Here is a 24,521-nt window from a genome sequence, read left to right as displayed (position 1 = left end):
TATTACATTATAATAATTATTATCAAACCAAAATTGTCATAAAATTCTAATAATGGAGTGTGCATCATGTACAATGAGAAGTTAAAAAAGGGGTTATATGATTATCGTGAAGAACATGATGCGTGTGGTATTGGGTTTTATTCCAATATGGATAATAAAAGATCTCACGATATTATTAAAAATCTTTAGAAATGTTGCGTCGACTAGATCATCGTGGCGGTGTTGGGGCTGATGGTATCACTGGAGATGGCGCAGGGATTATGACAGAAATTCCATTTAAGTTTTTTGATCAATTATCAGATATACAAGTTCCCGGTGAAGGTCATTATGCCGTGGGATTATTTTTTCTAATGAACAAGTGAAAGACTCTATACATGAAACGAAATTTAATCATTACTTTGAAAGAGAAGGATTTAAAGTTATTGGATATCGAGATGTTCCTGTAGATACAAATGCTATTGCTGAGCATGTTGCAGATACTATGCCTTATATTCAACAAGTATTTGTAAATATTAGAGGAGTTAAAGAAGTTGAAAAACAACTATTTTTAGCAAGAAAGCAAATTGAAAAATATGGTGAGGAACACTCGTTAGATATATATTTTACAAGTTTATCAAATAGAACAATAGCGTATAAAGGTTGGTTACGTTCCGATCAAATTAAGGGTCTTTATCTAGATTTGCAGAATGAAAACTTTCAATCTAAGTTAGGACTTATACACTCTAGATTTAGTACAAATACGTTCCCAAGTTGGAAACGTGCACATCCTAATCGTATGCTTATGCATAATGGTGAAATCAATACGATAAAAGGTAACGTTAATTGGATGAGAGCGCGACAAAGTAAACTCGTTGAAACATTGTTTAAAGATGAAAAAATAAAGTTCGTTTTAACGTAGATGAGGACGTAAGTGATTCAGCTATTGTAGACAATGCTTTAGAATTTCTATTGTTAGCTATGGAACCAGAAAAAGCAGTAATGCTCTTGATTCCAGAACCGTGGTTATATAATAAATCGAATGATAAAAATGTAAGAGCTTTTTATGAATTTTATAGTTATTTAATGGAACCATGGGATGGACCAACAATGATTTCGTTCTGTAATGGAGATAAAATTGGTGCACTTACCGATCGTAATGGATTAAGGCCAGGTCGTTACACTATAACTAAAGATAATTTTATTGTTTTTTCATCTGAGGTAGGTGTAATTGACGTTCCTGAAGAAAATGTGGCTTTTAAGGGGCAATTGAATTCAGGAAAGCTATTGTTGGTCGACTTTTTACAAAATAAAGTTGTAGAGAATAATGAGTTGAAAGCAGATATTGCGAATGAGTTACCTTACGAACAATGGTTAAAAGAGAATAAGACGTCGTATGATTTAGATAATATTGACTATCAACCTTCTGAGTGGAGTGATGATACATTATTCCGTTTACAAAAACAGTTCGCTTATACAAAAGAAGATATAAGCAAATATATGACGGAGTTAGTAACAAATAGGAAAGATCCTATTGGAGCTATGGGTTATGATGCACCTATTGCTGTACTGAATGATAAGCCTGAATCATTGTTTAATTATTTTAAACAATTGTTTGCACAAGTAACAAACCCTCCAATTGACGCATATCGAGAGAAAATCGTCACTAGCGAACTATCCTATTTAGGTGGCGAAGGAAATTTACTTCATCCTGATGTTTCTGCGTTACAACGTATCCAATTAAAAAAAACAGTCTTAACTGAGGCTCAGTTGGCAACTATAGATGTAACACGTTTCAAAGTGACATATCTATCTACGTTATATACTGATCAACTTGAGAATAGTTTAACTGACTTAGGCAAACAAGCGATAAAAGCTGTTAAAAATGGCGCAAAAATTTTAGTTTTAGATGATAAGCCACTTGTAAATGAGAGTGGTTATGCGATGCCAATGTTACTAGCATTGAGTCATATTCACCAATTATTAATTCGTGAAGGTTTAAGAATGGAGACTAGTCTAGTTGTTTAATCGGGAGAAACTAGAGAAGTTCACCATGTTGCTTGTCTGCTCGGATATGGTGCAAATGCGGTGGTACCTTATTTTACTCAGCGTACGATTGAACAATTAACGCTCCAAGGACAGCTTTCAGATGAAGTGACTAGGAACGTCGACACATATACTCTAATGTAATATCTGAAGGTGTTATTAAAGTGATGGCTAAAATGGGGATTTCTACGGTTCAAAGTTATCAAGGTGCACAAATTTTTGAAGCGATTGGTTTATCTCAAAAAGTTATTGATCAATATTTCACGGGTACTCAATCGAAATTATCTGGTATTAGTATTGAACAAATTGATGAGGAGAATAAAGCTAGACAAAGTGGTGCGTCAGACTACCTTGAATCAGGAAGTACATTCCAATGGAGACAACAAGGTCAGCATCATGCCTTTAATCCTCGTATAATTTTCCTGTTACAACATGCATGTAGAGACAATAATTATGAGCTATTTAAGGAATTTTCAGAGGAAGTAAATTTTAAACGTATTGATCATATACGACATTTGTTAGGATTCAAACCTCAACGTGCGATAGATATTAGTAGAGTTGAACCTGCAAGTGAGATTGTTAAACGTTTTAACACTGGTGCGATGAGTTATGGGTCTATTTCAGCAGAAGCACATGAGACGTTAGCTCAAGCGATGAATCAAATAGGTGGTAAGAGTAACAGTGGCGAAGGCGGCGAAGACCCATCACGTTATGAAACTCAAAAAGATGGTAGCAATAAAATAAGTGCGATAAAACAAGTTGCATCTGGTCGTTTTGGTGCAACGAGTGACTATTTGCAACACGCTAGAGAAATTCAAATAAAAGTTGCGCAAGGCGCTAAGCCAGGGGAAGGTGGGTCAGTTACCTAGTTCAAAAGTGTATCCATGGATAGCTGAAACTAGGGGTTCAACAGTAGGTATCGGTTTGATATCTCCGCCACCTCATCATGATATATATTCAATAGAGGATTTAGCTCAACTTATACATGATTTGAAAAATTCAAATATAGAGGCAGATATTGCAGTTAAACTCGTATCCAAAACAGGAGTAGGTACAATAGCTTCAGGCGTAGTAAAAGCTTTTGCAGACAAAATCGTGATTAGTGGTTACGATGGTGGAACTGGGGCATCACCTAAGACAAGTATTCAGCATGTAGGTGTACCTTGGAAAATCGGTCTAGCTGAAACACACCAAACACTGAAACTCAATCATTTACGTAGCCGTGTGAAATTAGAAACGGATGGTAAGTTGCTAACAGGAAAGGATGTTGCATACGCATGTGCGCTTGGGGCAGAAGAATTTGGCTTTGCCACAGCTCCGCTCGTTGTTTTAGGTTGCATTATGATGAGAGTGTGTCATAACGGTACATGTCTAGTAGGTGTGGCGACACAAAACAAAGATCTACGTGCTCTATTTAGAGGAAAGGCACAATATGTTGTGAATTTTATGTACTTTGTTGCTGAGGAACTAAGGGAAATTTTAGCTTCATTAGGTTTAGAAACGGTAGAAGAGTTAGTTGGACGTACAGATTTTCTTAAGCGTTCGTCTCAACTAAAAGTTGGAAGTAAAGCGGCTACAATTCAAATAGAGAATTTAATCGAATACTTTGATGGACCGAATACAAAGGAAATTTCTTAACAACATCCATTGGATATAGGTTTTGATCTAAATTATTTATATCCAGATGCGAAACACAGTATTGAGAGTGGTCATTCATTTACTGGTAGTTATGTTATAAATAATGAACAACGCGATGTAGGTGTTATTACAGGTAGTTCTATTACAAGACATTACGGTGAAGAAGGATTGCCTGAAGATACAATTTTTGTATATACAGAAGGTCATGCGGGACAAAGTTTAGCTGCCTATGCACCGAAAGGTTTAACCATACATCATACAGGTGATGCCAACGATTATGTTGGGAAAGGCTTATCCGGTGGAACGGTTATTGTTAAAGCACCTAATGTTAAAAGAGAAAATGAAATTATTGTTGGTAATGTTAACTTTTATGGAGCGTCCAAAGGTAAAGCTTATATCAATGGTAAGGCAGAAGAACGTTTTTGTATAAGAAATAGTGGGGCTGATGTCGTAGTAGAAGGTATTGGTGATCATGAACTCGAATATATGACTGGCGGACATGTCATTATTTTAAGAGATGTAGGTAAAAACTTTGGTCAAGGTATGAGTGGTGGTGTGAGTTATATCTTCCCTTCAGATGTAGAAAGATTTAAAAAGGTAAATGTACTGGAAACTTTAGAATTTAGTGATGTGTGTCATGAAGAAGAAAAGACTCTAATTAGAGAGATGCTTGAAGCGCATTATAAATATACTCATAGTACTAAAGCTCAAAAATTATTGGATCAATTTGAAAGTGTTGAACAATTTGTAGTGAAAGTTATTCCAAAAGACTATAAATTAATGATGCAAAAGATTGATTTACAAAAACGTAAAATTGAACGTGAAGACGAGGCAACACTTGCAGCGTTCTACGATGATAGAAAAAATATTGAAAAAGAATTACAACCAGCAGTTATCTATTAGGAAAGTGAGGGATTTATCATGGGCGAATTTAAAGGATTTATGAAATATAATAAACAGTCTCTATCAGAATTGTCTTTGGTAGACCGTCTTTCTAATCATGAAGTGTTTCAACAACGTTTTACAAAGGAGGATGCCTCAATTCAAGGTGCGTGTTGTATGGATTGTGGGACACCATTTTGTCAAACAGGTCAACCTTATGGAAGAGAAACGATAGGTTGTCCTATAGGAAACTACATTCCTGAATGGAATGATTTAGTCTATCATCAAGATTTTAAAACGGCATATGAGAGATTAAGCGAAACAAATAATTTTTCTGAATTTACTGGAAGAGTATGTCCAGCCCCTTGTGAAAATTCTTGTGTCATGAAAATTAATAGGGAGTCAGTAGCGATTAAAGGTATCGAACGTACGATTATAGATGAAGCGTATGATAACGGATGGGTTCAACCTAAATATCCTGAAGACAATAAACCCCAAACAATTGCAATTGTAGGTAGTGGGCCAGCTGGACTTACAGCAGCAGAAGAATTGAATATTAAAGGTTTAAAGTGACAGTGTATGAAAAAGCGCATGAATCTGGTGGTTTACTAATGTATGGTATACCGAATATGAAACTAGATAAAGAAGTTGTTCGTCGCAGGATATCATTGATGAAGGAGGCAGGAATTGTTTTTAAAACAGGTGTCGAAATTGGTGTTGATATGAGTCGAGAAACACTTGAAGAGATGTTTGATGCAATTATTCTTTGTACAGGTTCTCAAAATGCAAGAGACTTACCTTTAGAGGGACGCATGGGGCTTGGAATACGCTTCGCTATGGATTTACCTCACTGAACAAACTCAGTATTTAAATGGTGAGATTGATGATGTATCTATCACTGCTAAAGATAAGAATGTTATAATCATAGGTGCTGGTGATACTGAAGCCGATTGTGTGGCTACTGCGTTGCGTGAGAACTGTAAATCTATCGTTCAGTTTAATAAATATACTAAGCAACCCGAAGAAATAACTTTTGAAAGTAACACCTCATGGCCTCTGGCAATGCCTGTATTTAAGATGGATTATGCCCATAAAGAATATGAAGCTAAGTTCGGTCAAGAGCCACGTGCTTAAGGAGTTCAAACAATGCGATATGATGTAGACGATCAAGGTAATGTTAGAGGACTATACACTCAAATATTAAAGGAAACGTCTGATGGTATGGTCATAGAAGATGGGCCTGAACGATTTTGGCTTGCTGACTTAGTCTTATTATCTATCGGTTTTATTGGAACGGAGACAACTGTTCCACATGCTTTTGAGATTCATACTGAACGTAATAAGATTGTAGCAAACAATGTTGACTTCCAAACTAATCATCCTAAAATTTTTGCAGCAGGGGATGCTCGACGCAGGCAAAGTTTAGTTGTTTGGGCCATTAAAGAAGGTCGTGCTATTGCCCAGTCAGTTGATAAATATTTAAGTAATAAAATTCTAGTGTAGATACAATAATAATTATATTGACTTTTAATGAACGCTATTATATGATTGTTATTGTGTTCTTTGGAGGAATACCCAAGTCCGGCTGAAGGGATCGGTCTTGAAAACCGACAGGGCCTTAACGGGCCGCGGGGGTTCGAATCCCTCTTCCTCCGCCATTAGAATTAAATTCCAAGACTAATAGATACAAAAGGCAAGTACTTATTTTAATGAGTATTTGCCTTTTTTATATTGTATTTGTAATCTTTATAAACACGAGCGAAATTTCGGAATTAATCCATTATTTAGAGGAGTTAAATTTAGAATGGCCAGTATCTATTTTTTTACGATTTCATGTAAGCCTTTATATAACTTATCTAGACAAGTTATACTTTTTATAAGAAAGTAAGGGAGTGAAATGTATGGCTGTAAAAAGAAAAGATGTAAATGCCATTGTTGAAGCAATTGGTGGAAAGCAAAATTTAGATAAAGCAACACACTGTGTAACACGTCTAAGATTAGTGCTAAAAAATGATAGTGAAGTTGATAAAACTGTATTAGATGAAAATCTACTAGTAAAAGGACAATTTAAAGCAGACCATCAATATCAAATAGTTATAGGACCTGGTACAGTAGATGAAGTATATAAACAATTTATTGAAGAAACAGGCGTTGAAGCATCATCAAAAAATGAGAAAAAAAAGCAGCTGCACAAAAGGGTAATCCATTACAACGTTTAATTAAATTATTGGGAGACATTTTCATCCCTATATTGCCGGCTATAGTTACTGCAGGTTTACTCATGGGTATTAGCAATATACTTACTATGAAAGGTTTATTTGGCCCTGAAAAATTAATTGAAATGTATCCACAAATTGCAGATATTTCCGATATCATCAATGTGATTGCAAACACAGCTTTCATATTTTTACCAGCTTTAATTGGATGGAGTAGTATGAGAGTATTTGGTGGGAGTCCTATATTAGGTTTAGTGCTCGGTGAATCTCCAACTTGTCTCTCAATACGATATCGGCAAAACGAATATACCAACTTGGAATATATTTGGTTTACATATTAAACAACTTAATTATCAAGGACAGGTATTGCTGGTTCTTATAGCAACGTATATTTTAGCAAAACTTGAAAAAGTATTAAACAAAGTAGTTCATGCCTCCATTAAAGTGCTCGTTGTTGGACCAGTTGCTTTGCTTGTGACTGGATTCTTAGCGTTTATTATTGTTGGTCCTGTCGTACTTCTTATTGGTACTGGTATTACCAACGCAGTTACTTTTGTTTTTGAACACGTTGGTTGGCTTGGTGGAGCTATCTATGGCTTGGTTTATGCACCGCTTGTTATTACAGGTTTACACCATATGTTCTTAGCTGTTGATTTTCAGTTGATGGGTAGTCGATTAGGAGGCACATATTTATGGCCGATAGTAGCCATCTCAAATATATGTCAAGGTTATACAACTTTTGGGGCTTGGTATGTCTATAAACGACGTCGGATGTCTAAGAAATAAGGCTTAGCTTTAACATCAGGAGTGTCAGGACTGCTTGGAGTTACTGAACCCGCTTTGTTTGGTGTCAATTTGCCATTGAAATATCCATTTATCGCAGCAATATCTACATCTTGTGTGTTAGGTGGAATTATCGGAGCTAACCAAGTTTTAGGAAAAGTAAGTGTCGGAGGAGTACCAGCTATTATCTCAATCCAAAAAGAGTTTTGGTTGATTTATGGTATTATTACGGTTTTAGCAATTATTGTTCCATTCTTTATAACCATTTTCCTATCAAAGTTAAGCAAACAAGAAGTTAAAGAAATGGTAGAAGAATTTGTGGCAGACTAACGATAAATTGTGAAATTTAAAAGTAAAATTGTTAAAAGGTGGGAAAATTATGTCACGGAATGATTGGAGAAAATCGGTAGTTTATCAAATTTATCCTAAATCATTTAATGATACGACTGGAAATGGCAAAGGAGATTTAAATGGTATTATTGAAAAGTTTGATTATCTAGAGTTTTTAGGTGTCGATTATTTATGGCTTACACCTATATATGAATCTCCAATGAATGATAATGGATACGATATTAGTAATTACTTACAGATTAATGAGCAATTTGGAACGATTGACGACTTTAAGAGACTTGTAGATGAAGCACATCATCGAGGTTTAAAAATCATGTTAGATATTGTTATCAATCATACATCCACAGAACACAAGTGGTTTAAAGAAGCCCAGTCCTCTAAAGAAGGTTCTTTAAGAGATTATTATTTCTTTAGACAATCGGATGATGGACCACCAACAAATTGGGAATCCAAATTTGGTGGTAACGCTTGGGAATATGATGATAAAACGGATGAATACTATCTACATTTATTTGATGTTTCTCAAGCTGATTTAAATTGGGACAATCTGAAGGTAAGACAAGAATTATATCAAATTGTTAATTATTGGATTGACTTTGGTGTTGACGGTTTTAGATTTGACGTCATTAATCTGATATCAAAAGGTGAGTTCAAGGATTCTTCGAAAATTGGGAAGGAATTCTATACGGATGGACCACATGTACATAAGTATTTAAATGAACTAAATCGTCATACCTTTGGTGATAAAGAGTTAATGACCGTAGGAGAAATGTCTTTAACGACTATTAATCATTGTATTAAGTACACTCAACCTGAAAGACAAGAATTAAATAGTGTTTTTAATTTCCATCATTTAAAAGTTGATTACGCCAATGGAGAAAAATGGACATATGCCGAATATGATTTCCAACAATTGACAAAGAGATTAATGGAATGGCAAGTAGGTATCTATGAAGGTGGAGGGTGGAACGCAATATTTTGATGTAATCATGATCAACCAAGAATAGTATCTAGATTTGGAGATGCTACGACTGAGGAATTACGTCAAAAAAGTGCAAAGACTTTAGCTATTGCACTACACATGTTACAAGGTACACCTTATATCTATCAAGGTGAGGAGATTGGTATGACCAATCCTCGTTTTGAAACTATCGATCAATACCGTGATGTTGAATCTTTAAACGCCTTTAAAGAATTAAAAAGTAAAGGTTATTCTGAGGAATATATATTAAAAATATTAAGTCAGAAATCCAGAGATAATTCACGTACCCCAATGCAATGGAGTAATAGTAAAGAAGCTGGTTTTACGAGGGGTAAATCATGGATAAATGTTACATCTAATTACAAAAATGTGAATGTCGACCAAGCAATTAAAGATTCCAATTCAGTACTGCACACTTATCGACGACTGATAGAATTACGTCACGATTATGATATTTTAACATACGGAAATATTACACCTTTATATATGAACCACGATCAACTTTTTACATATCGTCGTGATTATCAATCTACTTCTTGGCTTGTGATTGCCAACTTTTCGAAAGAAGTTATAAAATTACCGACTGATTTAAATACTGAAGGAGATATTATTATTCAAAATGGTAAAATAACGAATAATGAAATATCTGGTTTTGGTTCGATAGTCATTGAGACGCATGAATTTTGAAGAATGAGGCAACAACCATGAAACAAAAGAAGTTTTTAACTATTTATAATGAACTTAAAAGTAATATCTTAACTCAAGATTTAAATTATGGTAATCAGTTACCTTCTGAGTATGACTTAGTTTCTACTTATGATGCTTCGCGTGAGACTGTTAGAAAAGCATTACATATGCTAGAACAAGATGGAATGATTCAAAAAATCCGAGGTAAAGGTTCAGTGGTTATTTATCAAGAAATTACTGAATTTCCATTTTCTGAGTTAATTAGCTTTAAAGAAGTAAAAGAAGAATTAGATCTTAAACACGAAACAAATGTGATTTTAAACGAAATTGTAGAAGCACAAGCATTTCCTGAAGTTCAAAGAGAGTTAGAGGTTTCTGACAATGAAAAATTAGTTCATATTCAACGGACACGTTCTATTCACAATAAAGTGAAAATCTTCGATGAAGATTTCTTCTTGAAATCAGTAGTTGAGGCAATCACTAAAGGTATAGCTCAAGACTCAATTTATGCGTATTTAGAGAATAAATTGAAATTAGATATAAGTTATTCAAGTAAAGCAATTACATTTGAATCTTTTTCATCTTTGGACTATGAAATTTTTGGGAATCATCTCACGCCTTTTACGGCTACTGTCAGAAGTACTGTTTTTTTAAAAGATACCACATGTTTTCAATATAATATTTCAAAGCATTTAGCTACAGAGTTTAAATTTAAAGAGTTTTCAAGACGGCGATAATTAAATTGTGTTGAAGTTTAAGAAAAGTTTCATGTTTGAAATTTTTTTGATAAAGGTAAGAGTAAAAAATGAAATTTTTACGCTTGCAAAGAGATACTCAATTATAGTATTATAAGCTTTGCCGTGCTAGGTGGGGAGGTAGCGGTTCCCTGTACTCGAAATCCGCTTTATGCGAGACTTAATTCCTTTGTTGAGGGCGCATTTTTGTAAAGTCTGCCCGAAGCACGTAGTGTTTGAAGATTTCGGTCCTATGCAATATGAACCCATGAATCATGTCAGGTCCTGACGGAAGCAGCATTAAGTGGATCCTCATATGTGCCGTAGGGTAGCCGAGATTTAGCTGTCGACTTCGGTAACGTTTATGATATGTGTTCGATACGAAGGTGCATGGTTTTTTAATATTAATTTAAAAAATGAAAATAGATGATTGAGTGACTTTTAGTTGAGTCGCTTTTTTTATTATATGGATTAATTTTTTATAATTTGTTAAGGTTATACCGTTATATAGAATCATTTTAGTAATGGAGTAACATAACACAACAACTATTGAATTTGGAGGATACATGCAGATTTATTTAAGTACATTAACCGAAGTTGATTACGATACATCATTAGATAGTATTGAAAATAATTATGACCAAAATCCAGAAATGAGTTGGAAAGACCGAGCACGTGTTAAGCATTTAAGAAAGTCCGAGAATTACAATTATGAATTAGAAGTTATAGCTAAAAATGATTCAAATGATGTGGTTGGACATGTCATGCTAGCTGAAGTTTCACTCTTTTCTCAAAGTCGAGAAGAAGTCGCTTTAGCAATCAGTGCACTTTCTGTGGATGCAACTGTTAGAAATCAAGGCTTAGGTAAAGCCCTCTTAAACGCTGTAGAAGAAAGAGCAAATAACCAAGGATACAAAGCAATTTTTGTGAATTGTCATTCAGAGTATTTTAAGCAGGTGGGATATGAAGAAGCTAAACAATTTCATATAAGTATGGAAAACGTTAGTGTAGAAAATCCGTTGCTTGTTAAATTATTGAAACCATATCCTAATGAATGGTCTAGCATGGTAGTTCATTATCCTGAGGTTTTTTATTAATTTTATTTGTAAAGAAAAGTCACAAGCATGATATAATGATGAGTAATTGTTAATGGAGGTGCTAACGTGGATTACCAAGCTTTGTATCGAATGTATAGACCGCAAAGTTTTAATGATGTTGTGGGTCAAACACATGTAACTAAAACGCTACGTAATGCGATATCTAAAGGTAAACAATCGCATGCGTATATCTTTAGTGGGCCTAGAGGAACAGGTAAAACAAGTATTGCTAAAGTATTTGCCAAAGCAATTAATTGTCTGAATAGTAATGATGGAGAGCCTTGTAATGAATGTGCAATATGTAAAGGTATAACTCAAGGAACAAATTCTGATGTCATTGAAATTGATGCTGCAAGTAATAACGGTGTGGATGAAATAAGAAACATTAGAGATAAGGTTAAATATGCACCTAGTGAGTCTAAATACAAAGTTTATATCATTGATGAAGTTCATATGTTAACGACAGGTGCATTTAATGCATTGCTTAAAACTTTAGAGGAACCACCATCACATGCTATTTTTATTTTAGCAACGACAGAGCCTCATAAAATACCACCTACCATTATATCAAGAGCACAACGTTTTGGTTTTAAAGCGATTAGTATGGATCAAATTATCAATCGTTTAAAATACGTTGCTGACGCTCAATCTTTAGACTACGATGAAGCTGCCCTTGAATTTATTGCTAAAGTTTCTGAGGGAGGGATGCGTGATGCATTAAGTATCATGGATCAAGCCATAGCATTCGGGGATGAGCGCCTAACGTTACAAGATGCTTTGAATGTAACTGGCAGCGTTGATGAAGCATCTTTAAATGAATTATTTAAAGATGTCGTCAATAGTAACGTAAAGGAAGCATTTAACAGATATCATCATTTTATATCTGAAGGAAAAGAAGTTAATCGACTTATCAATGATATGATTTATTTTGTGAGAGATACCATTATGAATAAAACATCAGATAAAACGATTGAACATGATGCACTTATTCATTTTGATTTAGATATGTTATATCGAATAATTGATGTTATTAATGATACTTTAGTCTATATTCGATTTAGTGTGAATCAAAATGTTCATTTCGAGGTACTGTTAGTTAAACTTGCGGAAATGATTAAAAATCAACCACAAACTGTACAGAATGTTTCAACAACTGCTGTAGCTACTGAACCTGATAATGAAGTGTTACTTCAACGCTTGGAACAGCTTGAAAGTGAACTGAAAGCTCTGAAAGCACAAGGTGTAAGTAGCGGATCATCTCATCAACAATCTAAAAAACCTGTACGATCAATACAACGTTCGAAAAACGCCTTCTCTATACAACAGATAGCTAAAGTGTTAGACAAGGCTAATAAAGAAGACATTAAATTATTAAAAAACCACTGGCAAGAAGTGATAGACCATGCGAAAAGTAATGATAAAAAATCTTTAGTAAGCTTACTTCAAAATTCTGAACCAGTAGCAGCAAGCGAAGATCATGTGTTAGTCAAATTCGATGAAGAAATACACTGTGAAATCGTCAATAAAGATGAAGAAAAACGTAGTAATATCGAGAGCGTTGTATGTAATATTGTTAATAAATCTGTGAAAGTTGTTGGAGTTCCTTCAGATCAATGGTTAAGAGTAAGAGCTGAGTATTTACAAAACCGTAATTCTGGAGATAATCATAATGAACAACATAGCGTAAAACAAAGTCAATACGTGGATGTTGCTCAAAAAGCAAAAGACTTATTTGGTGAAGAAACTGTACATATGATTGATGAGGAATGATACATGACAAGCAATATATTCGTATGTATAATGTAATAAAAGCTTATTTTTTATAGAAACTGTTTAATTTCGAGGAGGAAATGATATTATGCGCGGTGGCGGAAATATGCAACAAATGATGAAACAAATGCAAAAAATGCAAAAGAAAATGGCTCAAGAACAAGAAAAATTAAAAGAAGAACGTGTTGCTGGAACAGCCGGTGGAGGTATGGTCACTGTAATTGTTACAGGTCATAAAGAAGTCGTAGATGTTGAGATTAAAGAAGAAGCTGTTGATCCAGAAGATGTAGAAATGCTTCAAGATTTAGTATTAGCAGCTACAAATGAAGCGATGAATAAAGCTGATGAGTTAACACAAGAACGTTTAGGTAAACATACTCAAGGCTTAAATATCCCTGGAATGTGATAAAGAATGCACTATCCAGAACCTATTTCAAAACTGATAGACAGTTTTATGAAATTGCCAGGCATTGGTCCTAAGACGGCTCAACGTCTGGCTTTTCATACTTTAGATATGAAAGAAGACGATGTTGTACAATTTGCTAAGGCCTTAGTAGATGTTAAGAGAGAGCTTACTTACTGCAGTGTTTGTGGACACATCACTGAAAACAATCCTTGTTATATTTGTGAGGACAAACAACGCGATTGGTCAGTGATTTGTGTAGTTGAAGATGATAAAGACGTTATTGCAATGGAAAAAATGCGCGAGTATAAAGGATTATATCACGTACTTCATGGTTCAATTTCACCTATGGATGGGATTGGGCCAGAAGATATTAATATACCCTCATTAGTAGAACGTTTAAAAAACGATGAAGTCAAAGAGCTTATCTTAGCAATGAATCCCAATTTAGAAGGGGAGTCTACTGCTATGTATATTTCAAGATTAGTTAAACCTATTGGAATAAAAGTCACACGCTTAGCACAAGGGTTATCAGTCGGCGGTGATTTAGAATACGCAGATGAGGTGACACTTTCTAAAGCGATTGCAGGAAGAACTGAAATGTAAATATGTTCGTAAAGACAATGCCAAGTTGGTGTTGTCTTTTTTTAAAATTAAAAGTTATGGTTTCATTAAAGAACAGGGGTATGTTTGAAAATGTTGAAGGGATTAGTAAGAATAAGTCGAAAATCCTATAAAGATTAGAGAAATTAATAAAGCATTCAAAGTTTGTGAATTGCTCTATAGTGTAAGTTTTTTAATGTGATATAAGTTGATATTTAATGATATAATGGCTTTTAATTCGTTTTTAGGTAAAAAAGTTCGGTTTTTGGTTTGGGATCAGAAGTGTCATGTTAATTTAGTGTAAATTTTACTGTTGTTAAAACATCTCGAAACCTGTATAGTATTTATTTGTTGAGCGAAACAACTTAACGAACTTTCAAAATCGATGTTGAAATTAATTATAAAAAGTTGTTGACTTAGTCTTTAATGAAGCGTATAATTACTTCTTGTCGGTAACGAAATGAACATTGAAAACTGAATGACAATATGTCAACGTTAATTCCAATAAATAGTAACGAAACGTTATAAACTATTAGTATTTATGAGCTAATCAAACATCATAATTTTTTATGGAGAGTTTGATCCTGGCTCAGGATGAACGCTGGCGGCGTGCCTAATACATGCAAGTCGAGCGAACAGACGAGGAGCTTGCTCCTCTGACGTTAGCGGCGGACGGGTGAGTAACACGTGGATAACCTACCTATAAGACTGGGATAACTTCGGGAAACCGGAGCTAATACCAGATAACATGTTGAACCGCATGGTTCAACAGTGAAAGACGGTCTTGCTGTCACTTATAGATGGATCCGCGCCGCATTAGCTAGTTGGTAAGGTAACGGCTTACCAAGGCAACGATGCGTAGCCGACCTGAGAGGGTGATCGGCCACACTGGAACTGAGACACGGTCCAGACTCCTACGGGAGGCAGCAGTAGGGAATCTTCCGCAATGGGCGAAAGCCTGACGGAGCAACGCCGCGTGAGTGATGAAGGTCTTCGGATCGTAAAACTCTGTTATTAGGGAAGAACAAATGTGTAAGTAACTATGCACGTCTTGACGGCACCTAATCAGAAAGCCACGGCTAACTACGTGCCAGCAGCCGCGGTAATACGTAGGTGGCAAGCGTTATCCGGAATTATTGGGCGTAAAGCGCGCGTAGGCGGTTTTTTAAGTCTGATGTGAAAGCCCACGGCTCAACCGTGGAGGGTCATTGGAAACTGGAAAACTTGAGTGCAGAAGAGGAAAGTGGAATTCCATGTGTAGCGGTGAAATGCGCAGAGATATGGAGGAACACCAGTGGCGAAGGCGACTTTCTGGTCTGTAACTGACGCTGATGTGCGAAAGCGTGGGGATCAAACAGGATTAGATACCCTGGTAGTCCACGCCGTAAACGATGAGTGCTAAGTGTTAGGGGGTTTCCGCCCCTTAGTGCTGCAGCTAACGCATTAAGCACTCCGCCTGGGGAGTACGACCGCAAGGTTGAAACTCAAAGGAATTGACGGGGACCCGCACAAGCGGTGGAGCATGTGGTTTAATTCGAAGCAACGCGAAGAACCTTACCAAATCTTGACATCCTCTGACCCCTCTAGAGATAGAGTTTTCCCCTTCGGGGGACAGAGTGACAGGTGGTGCATGGTTGTCGTCAGCTCGTGTCGTGAGATGTTGGGTTAAGTCCCGCAACGAGCGCAACCCTTAAGCTTAGTTGCCATCATTAAGTTGGGCACTCTAAGTTGACTGCCGGTGACAAACCGGAGGAAGGTGGGGATGACGTCAAATCATCATGCCCCTTATGATTTGGGCTACACACGTGCTACAATGGACAATACAAAGGGCAGCGAAACCGCGAGGTCAAGCAAACCCCATAAAGTTGTTCTCAGTTCGGATTGTAGTCTGCAACTCGACTATATGAAGCTGGAATCGCTAGTAATCGTAGATCAGCATGCTACGGTGAATACGTTCCCGGGTCTTGTACACACCGCCCGTCACACCACGAGAGTTTGTAACACCCGAAGCCGGTGGAGTAACCTTTTGGAGCTAGCCGTCGAAGGTGGGACAAATGATTGGGGTGAAGTCGTAACAAGGTAGCCGTATCGGAAGGTGCGGCTGGATCACCTCCTTTCTAAGGATATATTCGGAATATCTTCGTAGAAGATGAGGAATAACGTGACATATTGTATTCAGTTTTGAATGTTTATTATCATTCAAGTGAAAATAATTTCAAAATTAGGCTAATGAAAACGACAACGTTACAAATGCTTGACTTGAAATTAGACATTGTACATTGAAAACTAGATAAGTAAGTAAAGATTTTACCAAGCAAAACCGAGTGAATAGAGTTTTAAATAAGCTTGAATTCATAAATAATCGCTAGTGTTCGAAAGAACACTCACAAGATTAATAACGTGTTTTTGTTTTAAACTTTAAAAGAAATCGTTTTTCAGGTAACGAATGGAAACGAAGCCATATGAAAGCGATTGACTTAAAGTTGAGCGAAAACAGAGATTAAGTTATTAAGGGCGCACGGTGGATGCCTTGGCACTAGAAGCCGATGAAGGACGTTACTAACGACGATATGCTTTGGGTAGCTGTAAGTAAGCGTTGATCCAGAGATTTCCGAATGGGGGAACCCAACATGAGTGATGTCATGTTATTGACATGTGAATTCATAGCATGTCAGAAGGCAGACCCGGAGAACTGAAACATCTTAGTACCCGGAGGAAAAGAAAGAAAAATCGATTCCCTGAGTAGCGGCGAGCGAAACGGGAAGAGCCCAAACCAACAAGCTTGCTTGTTGGGGTTGTAGGACACTCTATACGGAGTTACAAAAGAACATGTTAGACGAATCATCTGGAAAGATGAATCAAAGAAGGTAATAATCCTGTAGTCGAAAACGTATTCTCTCTTGAGTGGATCCTGAGTACGACGGAGCACGTGAAATTCCGTCGGAATCTGGGAGGACCATCTCCTAAGGCTAAATACTCTCTAGTGACCGATAGTGAACCAGTACCGTGAGGGAAAGGTGAAAAGTACCCCGAAAGGGGAGTGAAAGAGAACTTGAAACCGTGTGCTTACAAGTAGTCAGAGCCCGTTAATGGGTGATGGCGTGCCTTTTGTAGAATGAACCGGCGAGTTACGATCTGATGCAAGGTTAAGCAGCGAATGTGGAGCCGTAGCGAAAGCGAGTCTGAATAGGGCGTTGAGTATTTGGTCGTAGACCCGAAACCAGGTGATCTACCCTTGGTCAGGTTGAAGTTCAGGTAACACTGAATGGAGGACCGAACCGACTTACGTTGAAAAGTGAGCGGATGAACTGAGGGTAGCGGAGAAATTCCAATCGAACTTGGAGATAGCTGGTTCTCTCCGAAATAGCTTTAGGGCTAGCCTCAAGTGATGATTATTGGAGGTAGAGCACTGTTTGGACGAGGGGCCTCTCTCGGGTTACCGAATTCAGACAAACTCCGAATGCCAATTAATTTAACTTGGGAGTCAGAACATGGGTGATAAGGTCCGTGTTCGAAAGGGAAACAGCCCAGACCACCAGCTAAGGTCCCCAAATATATGTTAAGTGGAAAAGGATGTGGCGTTGCCCAGACAACTAGGATGTTGGCTTAGAAGCAGCCATCATTTAAAGAGTGCGTAATAGCTCACTAGTCGAGTGACACTGCGCCGAAAATGTACCGGGGCTAAACATATTACCGAAGCTGTGGATTGTCCTTCGGACAATGGTAGGAGAGCGTTCTAAGGGCGTTGAAGCATGATCGCAAGGACATGTGGAGCGTTTAGAAGTGAGAATGCCGGTGTGAGTAGCGAAAGACGGGTGAGAATCCCGTCCACCGATTGACTAAGGTTTCCAGAGGAAGGCTCGTCCGCTCTGGGTTAGTCGGGTCCTAAGCTGAGGCCGACAGGCGTAGGCGATGGATAACAGGTTGATATTCCTGTACCACTTAGTATCGTTTTAATCGATGGGGGGACGCAGTAGGATAGGCGAAGCGTGCTGTTGGAGTGCACGTCTAAGCAGTAAGGCTGAGTGTTAGGCAAATCCGGCACTCATCAGGCTAAGCTGTGATGGGGAGAGGAAATTGTTTCCTCGAGTCGTTGATTTCACACTGCCGAGAAAAGCCTCTAGATAGATAACAGGTGCCCGTACCGCAAACCGACACAGGTAGTCAAGATGAGAATTCTAAGGTGAGCGAGCGAACTCTCGTTAAGGAACTCGGCAAAATGACCCCGTAACTTCGGGAGAAGGGGTGCTCTTTAGGGTTTACGCCCAGAAGAGCCGCAGTGAATAGGCCCAAGCGACTGTTTATCAAAAACACAGGTCTCTGCTAAACCGTAAGGTGATGTATAGGGGCTGACGCCTGCCCGGTGCTGGAAGGTTAAGAGGAGTGGTTAGCTTCTGCGAAGCCACGAATCGAAGCCCCAGTAAACGGCGGCCGTAACTATAACGGTCCTAAGGTAGCGAAATTCCTTGTCGGGTAAGTTCCGACCCGCACGAAAGGCGTAACGATTTGGGCACTGTCTCAACGAGAGACTCGGTGAAATCATAGTACCTGTGAAGATGCAGGTTACCCGCGACAGGACGGAAAGACCCCGTGGAGCTTTACTGTAGCCTGATATTGAAATTCGGCACAGCTTGTACAGGATAGGTAGGAGCCATTGAAACGTGAGCGCTAGCTTATGTGGAGGCGTTGGTGGGATACTACCCTAGCTGTGTTGGCTTTCTAACCCGCACCACTTATCGTGGTGGGAGACAGTGTCAGGTGGGCAGTTTGACTGGGGCGGTCGCCTCCTAAAAGGTAACGGAGGCGCTCAAAGGTTCCCTCAGAATGGTTGGAAATCATTCACAGAGTGTAAAGGCATAAGGGAGCTTGACTGCGAGACTTACAAGTCGAGCAGGGTCGAAAGACGGACTTAGTGATCCGGTGGTTCCATATGGAAGGGCCATCGCTCAACGGATAAAAGCTACCCCGGGGATAACAGGCTTATCTCCCCCAAGAGTTCACATCGACGGGGAGGTTTGGCACCTCGATGTCGGCTCATCGCATCCTGGGGCTGTAGTCGGTCCCAAGGGTTGGGCTGTTCGCCCATTAAAGCGGTACGCGAGCTGGGTTCAGAACGTCGTGAGACAGTTCGGTCCCTATCCGTCGTGGGCGTAGGAAATTTGAGAGGAGCTGTCCTTAGTACGAGAGGACCGGGATGGACATACCTCTGGTGTACCAGTTGTCGTGCCAACGGCATAGCTGGGTAGCTATGTATGGACGGGATAAGTGCTGAAAGCATCTAAGCATGAAGCCCTCCTCAAGATGAGATTTCCCAACTTCGGTTATAAGATCCCTCGAAGATGACGAGGTTAATAGGTTCGAGGTGGAAGCGTGGTGACACGTGGAGCTGACGAATACTAATCGATCGAAGACTTAATCAAATAAAAATGTTTTGCGACACAAAACCTTACTTACTATCTAGTTTTGAATGTATAAACATTCACTTGTCTGGTGACAATGGCAAGGAGGTCACACCTGTTCCCATGCCGAACACAGAAGTTAAGCTCCTTAGCGCCGATGGTAGTCGGACTGACGTTCCGCTAGAGTAGGACGTTGCCAGGCAATATACAAATCGTATGGATGCGATGAGCTGAATCGGGACCGTAAGGTCTCTTTTTTTATGTTTAAAAATAGAGAGTATTTGATATAGAAAAAGTAAAATTCTCAACGAAGAGAAAGTGTTTGGAGCTAATGAATTAAGAAGCGAGAGCAACGAATTTAGTCGAGCTAAATGAATCTGATGAGGGATACAAATGAAGAAAGATGAGAGCGCTTATCTTGAGTAGAGTAAGCTTTTTAGTACCCAATGGTAGTAGACTGATGTTCTAAATAGCCTCGGACATCAATCATTGTCTCAGGTCTCTTTTGTATCGGCAATCGATGACTGAATTGAAAATGCACTTATATCAAGTCAAGCTTTTTTCAACACTAGCTTTCGTTGCTGGGGTGGGACAACGAATTCTATCCTATCTCCTTAATTAATAATGTGAATTATTAGGAACTATTGGAAATTATTAGACAATATATCATACTTGGAAGTAGACGTTGAAAAATGAAAGTATTGAATGTCTCTTTTTATCATACTAAGCGCAAGTTTTAAATAGTAATTGTTTAAAGTATTAGAGTATTTTTTGTTTTTTTAATACACTAGTATTAAATAGATATAAGAGGAAAGGATTTTATTATGATTATTCGGGCATTGGAAGAGACAGATTTACCTTTTGTTCATTATTTGAACAATGAGTATTCTATTATGTCATATTGGTTTGAAGAACCTTACCAATCACTGAGTGAATTAGAAAATTTATATAAGAAACATATCTTAGATGAGTCAGAGCGTCGTTTCATTGTAGAAGAAAAGTCGAAGTCTATAGGTGTTGTAGAGCTATTAGAAATTAATTTTATACATAGAACATGTGAAGTGTTGATTATTATTGATCCTCAATATGCGAATAAAGGTTATGCTAAGAAAGCATTTAAAATGGCAATAGATTACGCATTTTTAGTATTAAATATGAATAAAGTATATTTATATGTGGATATAAAGAATGAGAAAGCAGTACATATTTATAAAAGTAATAATTTTGAAATAGAGGGAACATTAAAAGAACATTTTTATACAAGAGGTGAGTACAGAGATTGTTATGTTATGGGTTTACTCAAGAAAAATTGGATTAATAAACATGATGACGATTTATCACATATAAGATAAGGTGTTAGATTTGTATTTGAAAAGAGTGGCTAATAATGAATAAACCAATAATAAAAAATCTTACTAGGTTAAAGAATCATGGTGCTATTTCTATGCATGTGCCTGGACACAAAAATATGACGATTGGTAATCTAAAAAAATTAAATCTTGCTTTGGATATGACTGAAATTACTGGACTTGATGATATGCATCATCCTGAAGAAATTATCTTAGAAAGTATGGAAAAGTTTAAAAAGTATGATGATTATGATGTTTATTTTCTAGTTAATGGTACTACTTCAGGAATATTAACTGTTATTCAAGCTTTTTCAGAAGGGAATAGCAAATATCTGATATCTAGAAATGTACATAAATCAGTTTTTCATGGTTTAGATTTAACAAAACAACAAGCTAAAATTACAAGTATGCAAGTAAGTCGATATACTCATCAGTATGTTGAACCTCTGTTAAATAATGACTTCGATGAAGAATTTAAGTTAGGTATATGTACTTATCCCAATTATTATGGGGAAACATTTGAGGTTGATAAATGGATTGAAACACTGCATGACAGAAACATACCAGTATTAGTAGATGAAGCTCATGGTGCGCATTTTGATTTAGAGGGTTTTCCTAGGTCATCTATGAAGTATAATGCAGATTATGTGGTCCAATCTTATCATAAGACATTGCCTGCCTTAACGATGGGTTCTGTGTTGTTTATACATAAAGAAGCACCGCGCAAAGATCAAGTTATTGAATACTTGACGTACTTTCAAACTTCAAGTCCATCATATTTGATTATGTCTAGTTTAGAACTTGCACAAGAATTTTTTGAGGAATTTAAAAGTAACATATTTTTCGAAAAAAGGTCTAAGTTAATTGAAACATTATTAAAGAAAGGTTTTAACTTACATGAGCCAGCAGATCCTTTAAAGATAGTAATTAATTATGATGGCTTTGAGGGTTATGAGGTACAAGAGTGGTTTGAAAATGAAGATATTTATATTGAGCTAGCAGATGAATTTCAAATATTATTAGTATTACCTTTATGGCATAAAAACGATATATATCCATTTAAGGTACTCATTGAAAAAATTGAAAATATGATTATTCCAGAGAGAAAAAAGATAAATTCTAAAGTCTCTCCGCTAATGACAAAATCGAGTGATTATAGTGCTTCGTACTTTCAAAAAATTAAAGAAGTGTCGATAGAAGATGCGGAAGGTGAGATATTAGCTCAGCATATAGTGCCTTATCCACCTGGTATTCCAATTTTATTTAAAGGGGAAGTAGTTACTCGTCATATGATAGAATTATTTAAAGATTACGCAAGTAAAGGTCTAAAAGTTGAAGGATTAAGTAATAAAAAAATTATAGTTAAGGATGAGTAAAAATGTCTGCTTTTATAACGTTCGAAGGACCAGAGGGAGCTGGTAAAACCTCAGTTATCAAAGAAATTAATCAAAAACTAGCAAAGGATTACGATGTTATTACAACTCGTGAGCCTGGAGGTGTATCTACAGGAGAACAAATTCGCAAAGTTGTGCTTGATGGTGATCATATGGATATTCGTACTGAAGCGATGTTATTTGCAGCTTCAAGACGAGAGCATCTTGTCGAAAAAGTGATTCCAGCTTTAAAAGCAGGTAAAATTGTCCTTTGCGATAGATATATTGATAGTTCTTTAGCATATCAAGGGTATGCAAGGGGTATAGGTATTGAAGAAGTCAAAACTTTAAATGAATTTGCAATTAATGGATTATATCCAGATTTAACAATTTACTTAGATGTTAGTACAGAAGTAGGACACCAACGTATTATACAAAATAAACGTGACCAAAATCGCTTAGATCAAGAGGATAAAAATTTTCATGATAAAGTGATAGAAGGGTACCGTAAAGTGATTGAAAATAATGCAAGCAGATTTATTAAGATTAATGCTAATCAAGATTTGGAACACGTCGTTGATGAAACTTATCAAAGTATCATCAAATATTTAAAACAATTATGATATAATGTCGATAAGAGGTGTTAAAAAGATGAAGATGATTATAGCGATCGTTCAAGATCAAGATAGTCAAGAACTTTCAGACCAACTCGTAAAAAATAATTTTAAAGCTACAAAATTAGCGACAACAGGCGGATTTTTAAGAGCCGGTAACACAACTTTCCTATGTGGTGTTGATGATGACCGAGTAGATGAAATTTTATATGTTATTGATAACACTTGTGGTAATAGGGAACAACTTGTTTCTCCAATTACACCAATGGGTGGCAGTGCAGATTCTTACATTCCTTATCCTGTTGAAGTAGAAGTAGGCGGAGCAACAGTATTTGTAATGCCAATTGAAGCATTTCATCAATTTTAATCAGTTATAAAGATTGATTATGTCGTTTACGTATAATTGTGACAACATTGATGAATGAATTTATTGGGGTACATTTTTAATATAGAATTCTTTATTTTATAATGTTGGCTACTTTAAATGAAGTTTAAGATTAAAGACGTTTTCATTCAAATTTTAATGAATATCCTTAGAATTATAGCATAGAATTTAATAGTTATATGCGTTTGATTAAGATTGTATTTGTCGTTTGGAATTTGAATGAAGGAAACATGTCGAAAGTCTAAAGCTATGATTTGGGTGGCCTTTTTGTATTATAAAAGAGTAAGTAGAAGGAGCAAGCTGATCATGGATGAGCAACAACAGTTAGCGAATGCGTATCATTCAAGTAAATTATCCCATGCTTACTTGTTTGAAGGTGATGATGCTCAAACAATGAAGCGTGTTGCTATTAATTTTTCTAAATTAATTCTTTGTGATAATGATGAGCAATGTGAACTGAAAGTTGGTACGTTTAATCACCCTGACTTTATGTATGTTTCAACTGAAGAGAATACAATAAAAAAAGAACAAATTGAAAAACTTGTTCATCACATGAATCAATTATCCATAGAAGGTCAGTATAAAGTTTATATTATAGAAGATTTTGAAAAATTAACTGTTCAAGGTGAAAATAGTATACTAAAATTTTTAGAGGAACCACCTAAGAATACAATTGCTATTTTATTATCTACCAAGCCTGAACAAATTTTGGATACTATACATTCGAGATGCCAACATGTTTATTTTAAGCCTATAGACAGACAGCAATTTATTGAAAAATTGGTAGAAGCTTCTTTAACGAGACCAGTGGCAGAAATGATAAGTACATATACAACTCAGTTAGAAACTGCTATATCATTAAATGAAGAATTTGATTTAACTGCTTTGAGAAAGTCAATGATTCGATGGTGCGAATTAATTTTAACAAATAAATCCATGGCTTTGATAGGAATTATTGAATTACTTAAACAAGCCAAGAATCGCAAATTACAATTGTTAACTTTAGCTGCAGTGAATGGTTTTTTTGAAGATATTATGCACGCTAAAGTAGATATTGACAATCATTTTATATATAGTGATTTAAGTGAAGAAATTAAGAATTATGCGGAACGTTTAACGTATAATCAGTTAATTTTAATGTATGATCAAATCACTGAAGCGCACAAAAAATTAAATCAAAATGTTAACCCAACACTTGTATTTGAACAAATAGTAATAAAAGGTGTGATTTAA

The 24,521-nt window shown here is 36.6% G+C and carries 10 protein-coding genes, 1 tRNA gene, 3 rRNA genes, 1 other RNA gene and 4 pseudogenes; all 19 read left to right on the top strand.

The genetic code is table 11. The annotated features are described in order from the left end of the window. The first annotated feature begins 66 nt into the window (after positions 1-66). Positions 67-4,563: pseudogene (gene gltB, locus DYE57_RS10920) on the top strand (glutamate synthase large subunit). Between the two features lie 18 nt (positions 4,564-4,581). Beyond that, positions 4,582-6,045: pseudogene (locus tag DYE57_RS10915) on the top strand (glutamate synthase subunit beta). 62 nt (positions 6,046-6,107) lie between these two features. Continuing rightward, a tRNA-Ser gene (locus DYE57_RS10910) sits at positions 6,108-6,200 on the top strand. Positions 6,201-6,443: 243 nt separating this feature from the next. Beyond that, positions 6,444-7,871, top strand: a pseudogene (treP, locus tag DYE57_RS10905) (PTS system trehalose-specific EIIBC component). 49 nt (positions 7,872-7,920) lie between these two features. Further along, positions 7,921-9,561: pseudogene (locus DYE57_RS10900) on the top strand (alpha,alpha-phosphotrehalase). A gap of 17 nt (positions 9,562-9,578) precedes the next feature. Next, on the top strand, positions 9,579-10,298 hold the full coding sequence (gene treR, locus DYE57_RS10895; protein ID WP_115314016.1) for a trehalose operon repressor: 720 nt from the start codon (positions 9,579-9,581) through the stop codon (positions 10,296-10,298). Between the two features lie 121 nt (positions 10,299-10,419). Next, positions 10,420-10,689, top strand: an RNA gene (ffs, locus tag DYE57_RS10890) — signal recognition particle sRNA large type. Positions 10,690-10,861: 172 nt separating this feature from the next. Beyond that, complete coding sequence (locus DYE57_RS10885; protein ID WP_115314015.1) at positions 10,862-11,392, top strand: GNAT family N-acetyltransferase; 531 nt, start codon at positions 10,862-10,864, stop codon at positions 11,390-11,392. Between the two features lie 66 nt (positions 11,393-11,458). Further along, positions 11,459-13,162, top strand: a complete 1,704-nt coding sequence (gene dnaX / locus DYE57_RS10880; protein ID WP_115314014.1) for a DNA polymerase III subunit gamma/tau — start codon at positions 11,459-11,461, stop codon at positions 13,160-13,162. 88 nt (positions 13,163-13,250) lie between these two features. Then, positions 13,251-13,568 carry a YbaB/EbfC family nucleoid-associated protein gene (locus DYE57_RS10875; protein ID WP_115314013.1) on the top strand — a complete coding sequence of 106 codons (318 nt, stop codon included), beginning with the start codon at positions 13,251-13,253 and terminating at the stop codon, positions 13,566-13,568. Between the two features lie 6 nt (positions 13,569-13,574). Further along, positions 13,575-14,171, top strand: a complete 597-nt coding sequence (gene recR, locus DYE57_RS10870; protein WP_115314012.1) for a recombination mediator RecR — start codon at positions 13,575-13,577, stop codon at positions 14,169-14,171. Positions 14,172-14,734: 563 nt separating this feature from the next. Then, positions 14,735-16,285, top strand: a 16S ribosomal RNA gene (locus DYE57_RS10865). A gap of 381 nt (positions 16,286-16,666) precedes the next feature. Continuing rightward, positions 16,667-19,588 (top strand): 23S ribosomal RNA (locus DYE57_RS10860). Positions 19,589-19,654: 66 nt separating this feature from the next. After that, positions 19,655-19,769, top strand: a 5S ribosomal RNA gene (gene rrf, locus DYE57_RS10855). Together the 16S, 23S and 5S rRNA genes form the textbook arrangement of a ribosomal RNA operon. A gap of 622 nt (positions 19,770-20,391) precedes the next feature. Then, the gene (locus DYE57_RS10850; protein ID WP_115314011.1) at positions 20,392-20,919 is read left to right on the top strand and encodes a GNAT family N-acetyltransferase; all 528 of its coding nucleotides are present in this window, start codon (positions 20,392-20,394) and stop codon (positions 20,917-20,919) included. Between the two features lie 35 nt (positions 20,920-20,954). After that, entirely contained in the window at positions 20,955-22,292 is a 1,338-nt protein-coding gene (locus tag DYE57_RS10845) for an aminotransferase class V-fold PLP-dependent enzyme (RefSeq protein WP_115314010.1), read from the top strand. 2 nt (positions 22,293-22,294) lie between these two features. Further along, positions 22,295-22,912: a dTMP kinase gene (tmk, locus tag DYE57_RS10840; protein WP_115314009.1), complete on the top strand. Its 618-nt coding sequence runs from the start codon at positions 22,295-22,297 to the stop codon at positions 22,910-22,912. 28 nt (positions 22,913-22,940) lie between these two features. After that, entirely contained in the window at positions 22,941-23,270 is a 330-nt protein-coding gene (locus DYE57_RS10835) for a cyclic-di-AMP receptor (RefSeq protein ID WP_115314008.1), read from the top strand. 324 nt (positions 23,271-23,594) lie between these two features. Next, entirely contained in the window at positions 23,595-24,521 is a 927-nt protein-coding gene (locus DYE57_RS10830) for a DNA polymerase III subunit (protein WP_115314007.1), read from the top strand.

The sequence above is a fragment of the Staphylococcus saccharolyticus genome (assembly GCF_900458815.1).
GTDB lineage: Bacteria > Bacillota > Bacilli > Staphylococcales > Staphylococcaceae > Staphylococcus > Staphylococcus saccharolyticus.
This window is presented reverse-complemented; position numbering and strand designations above follow the sequence as displayed.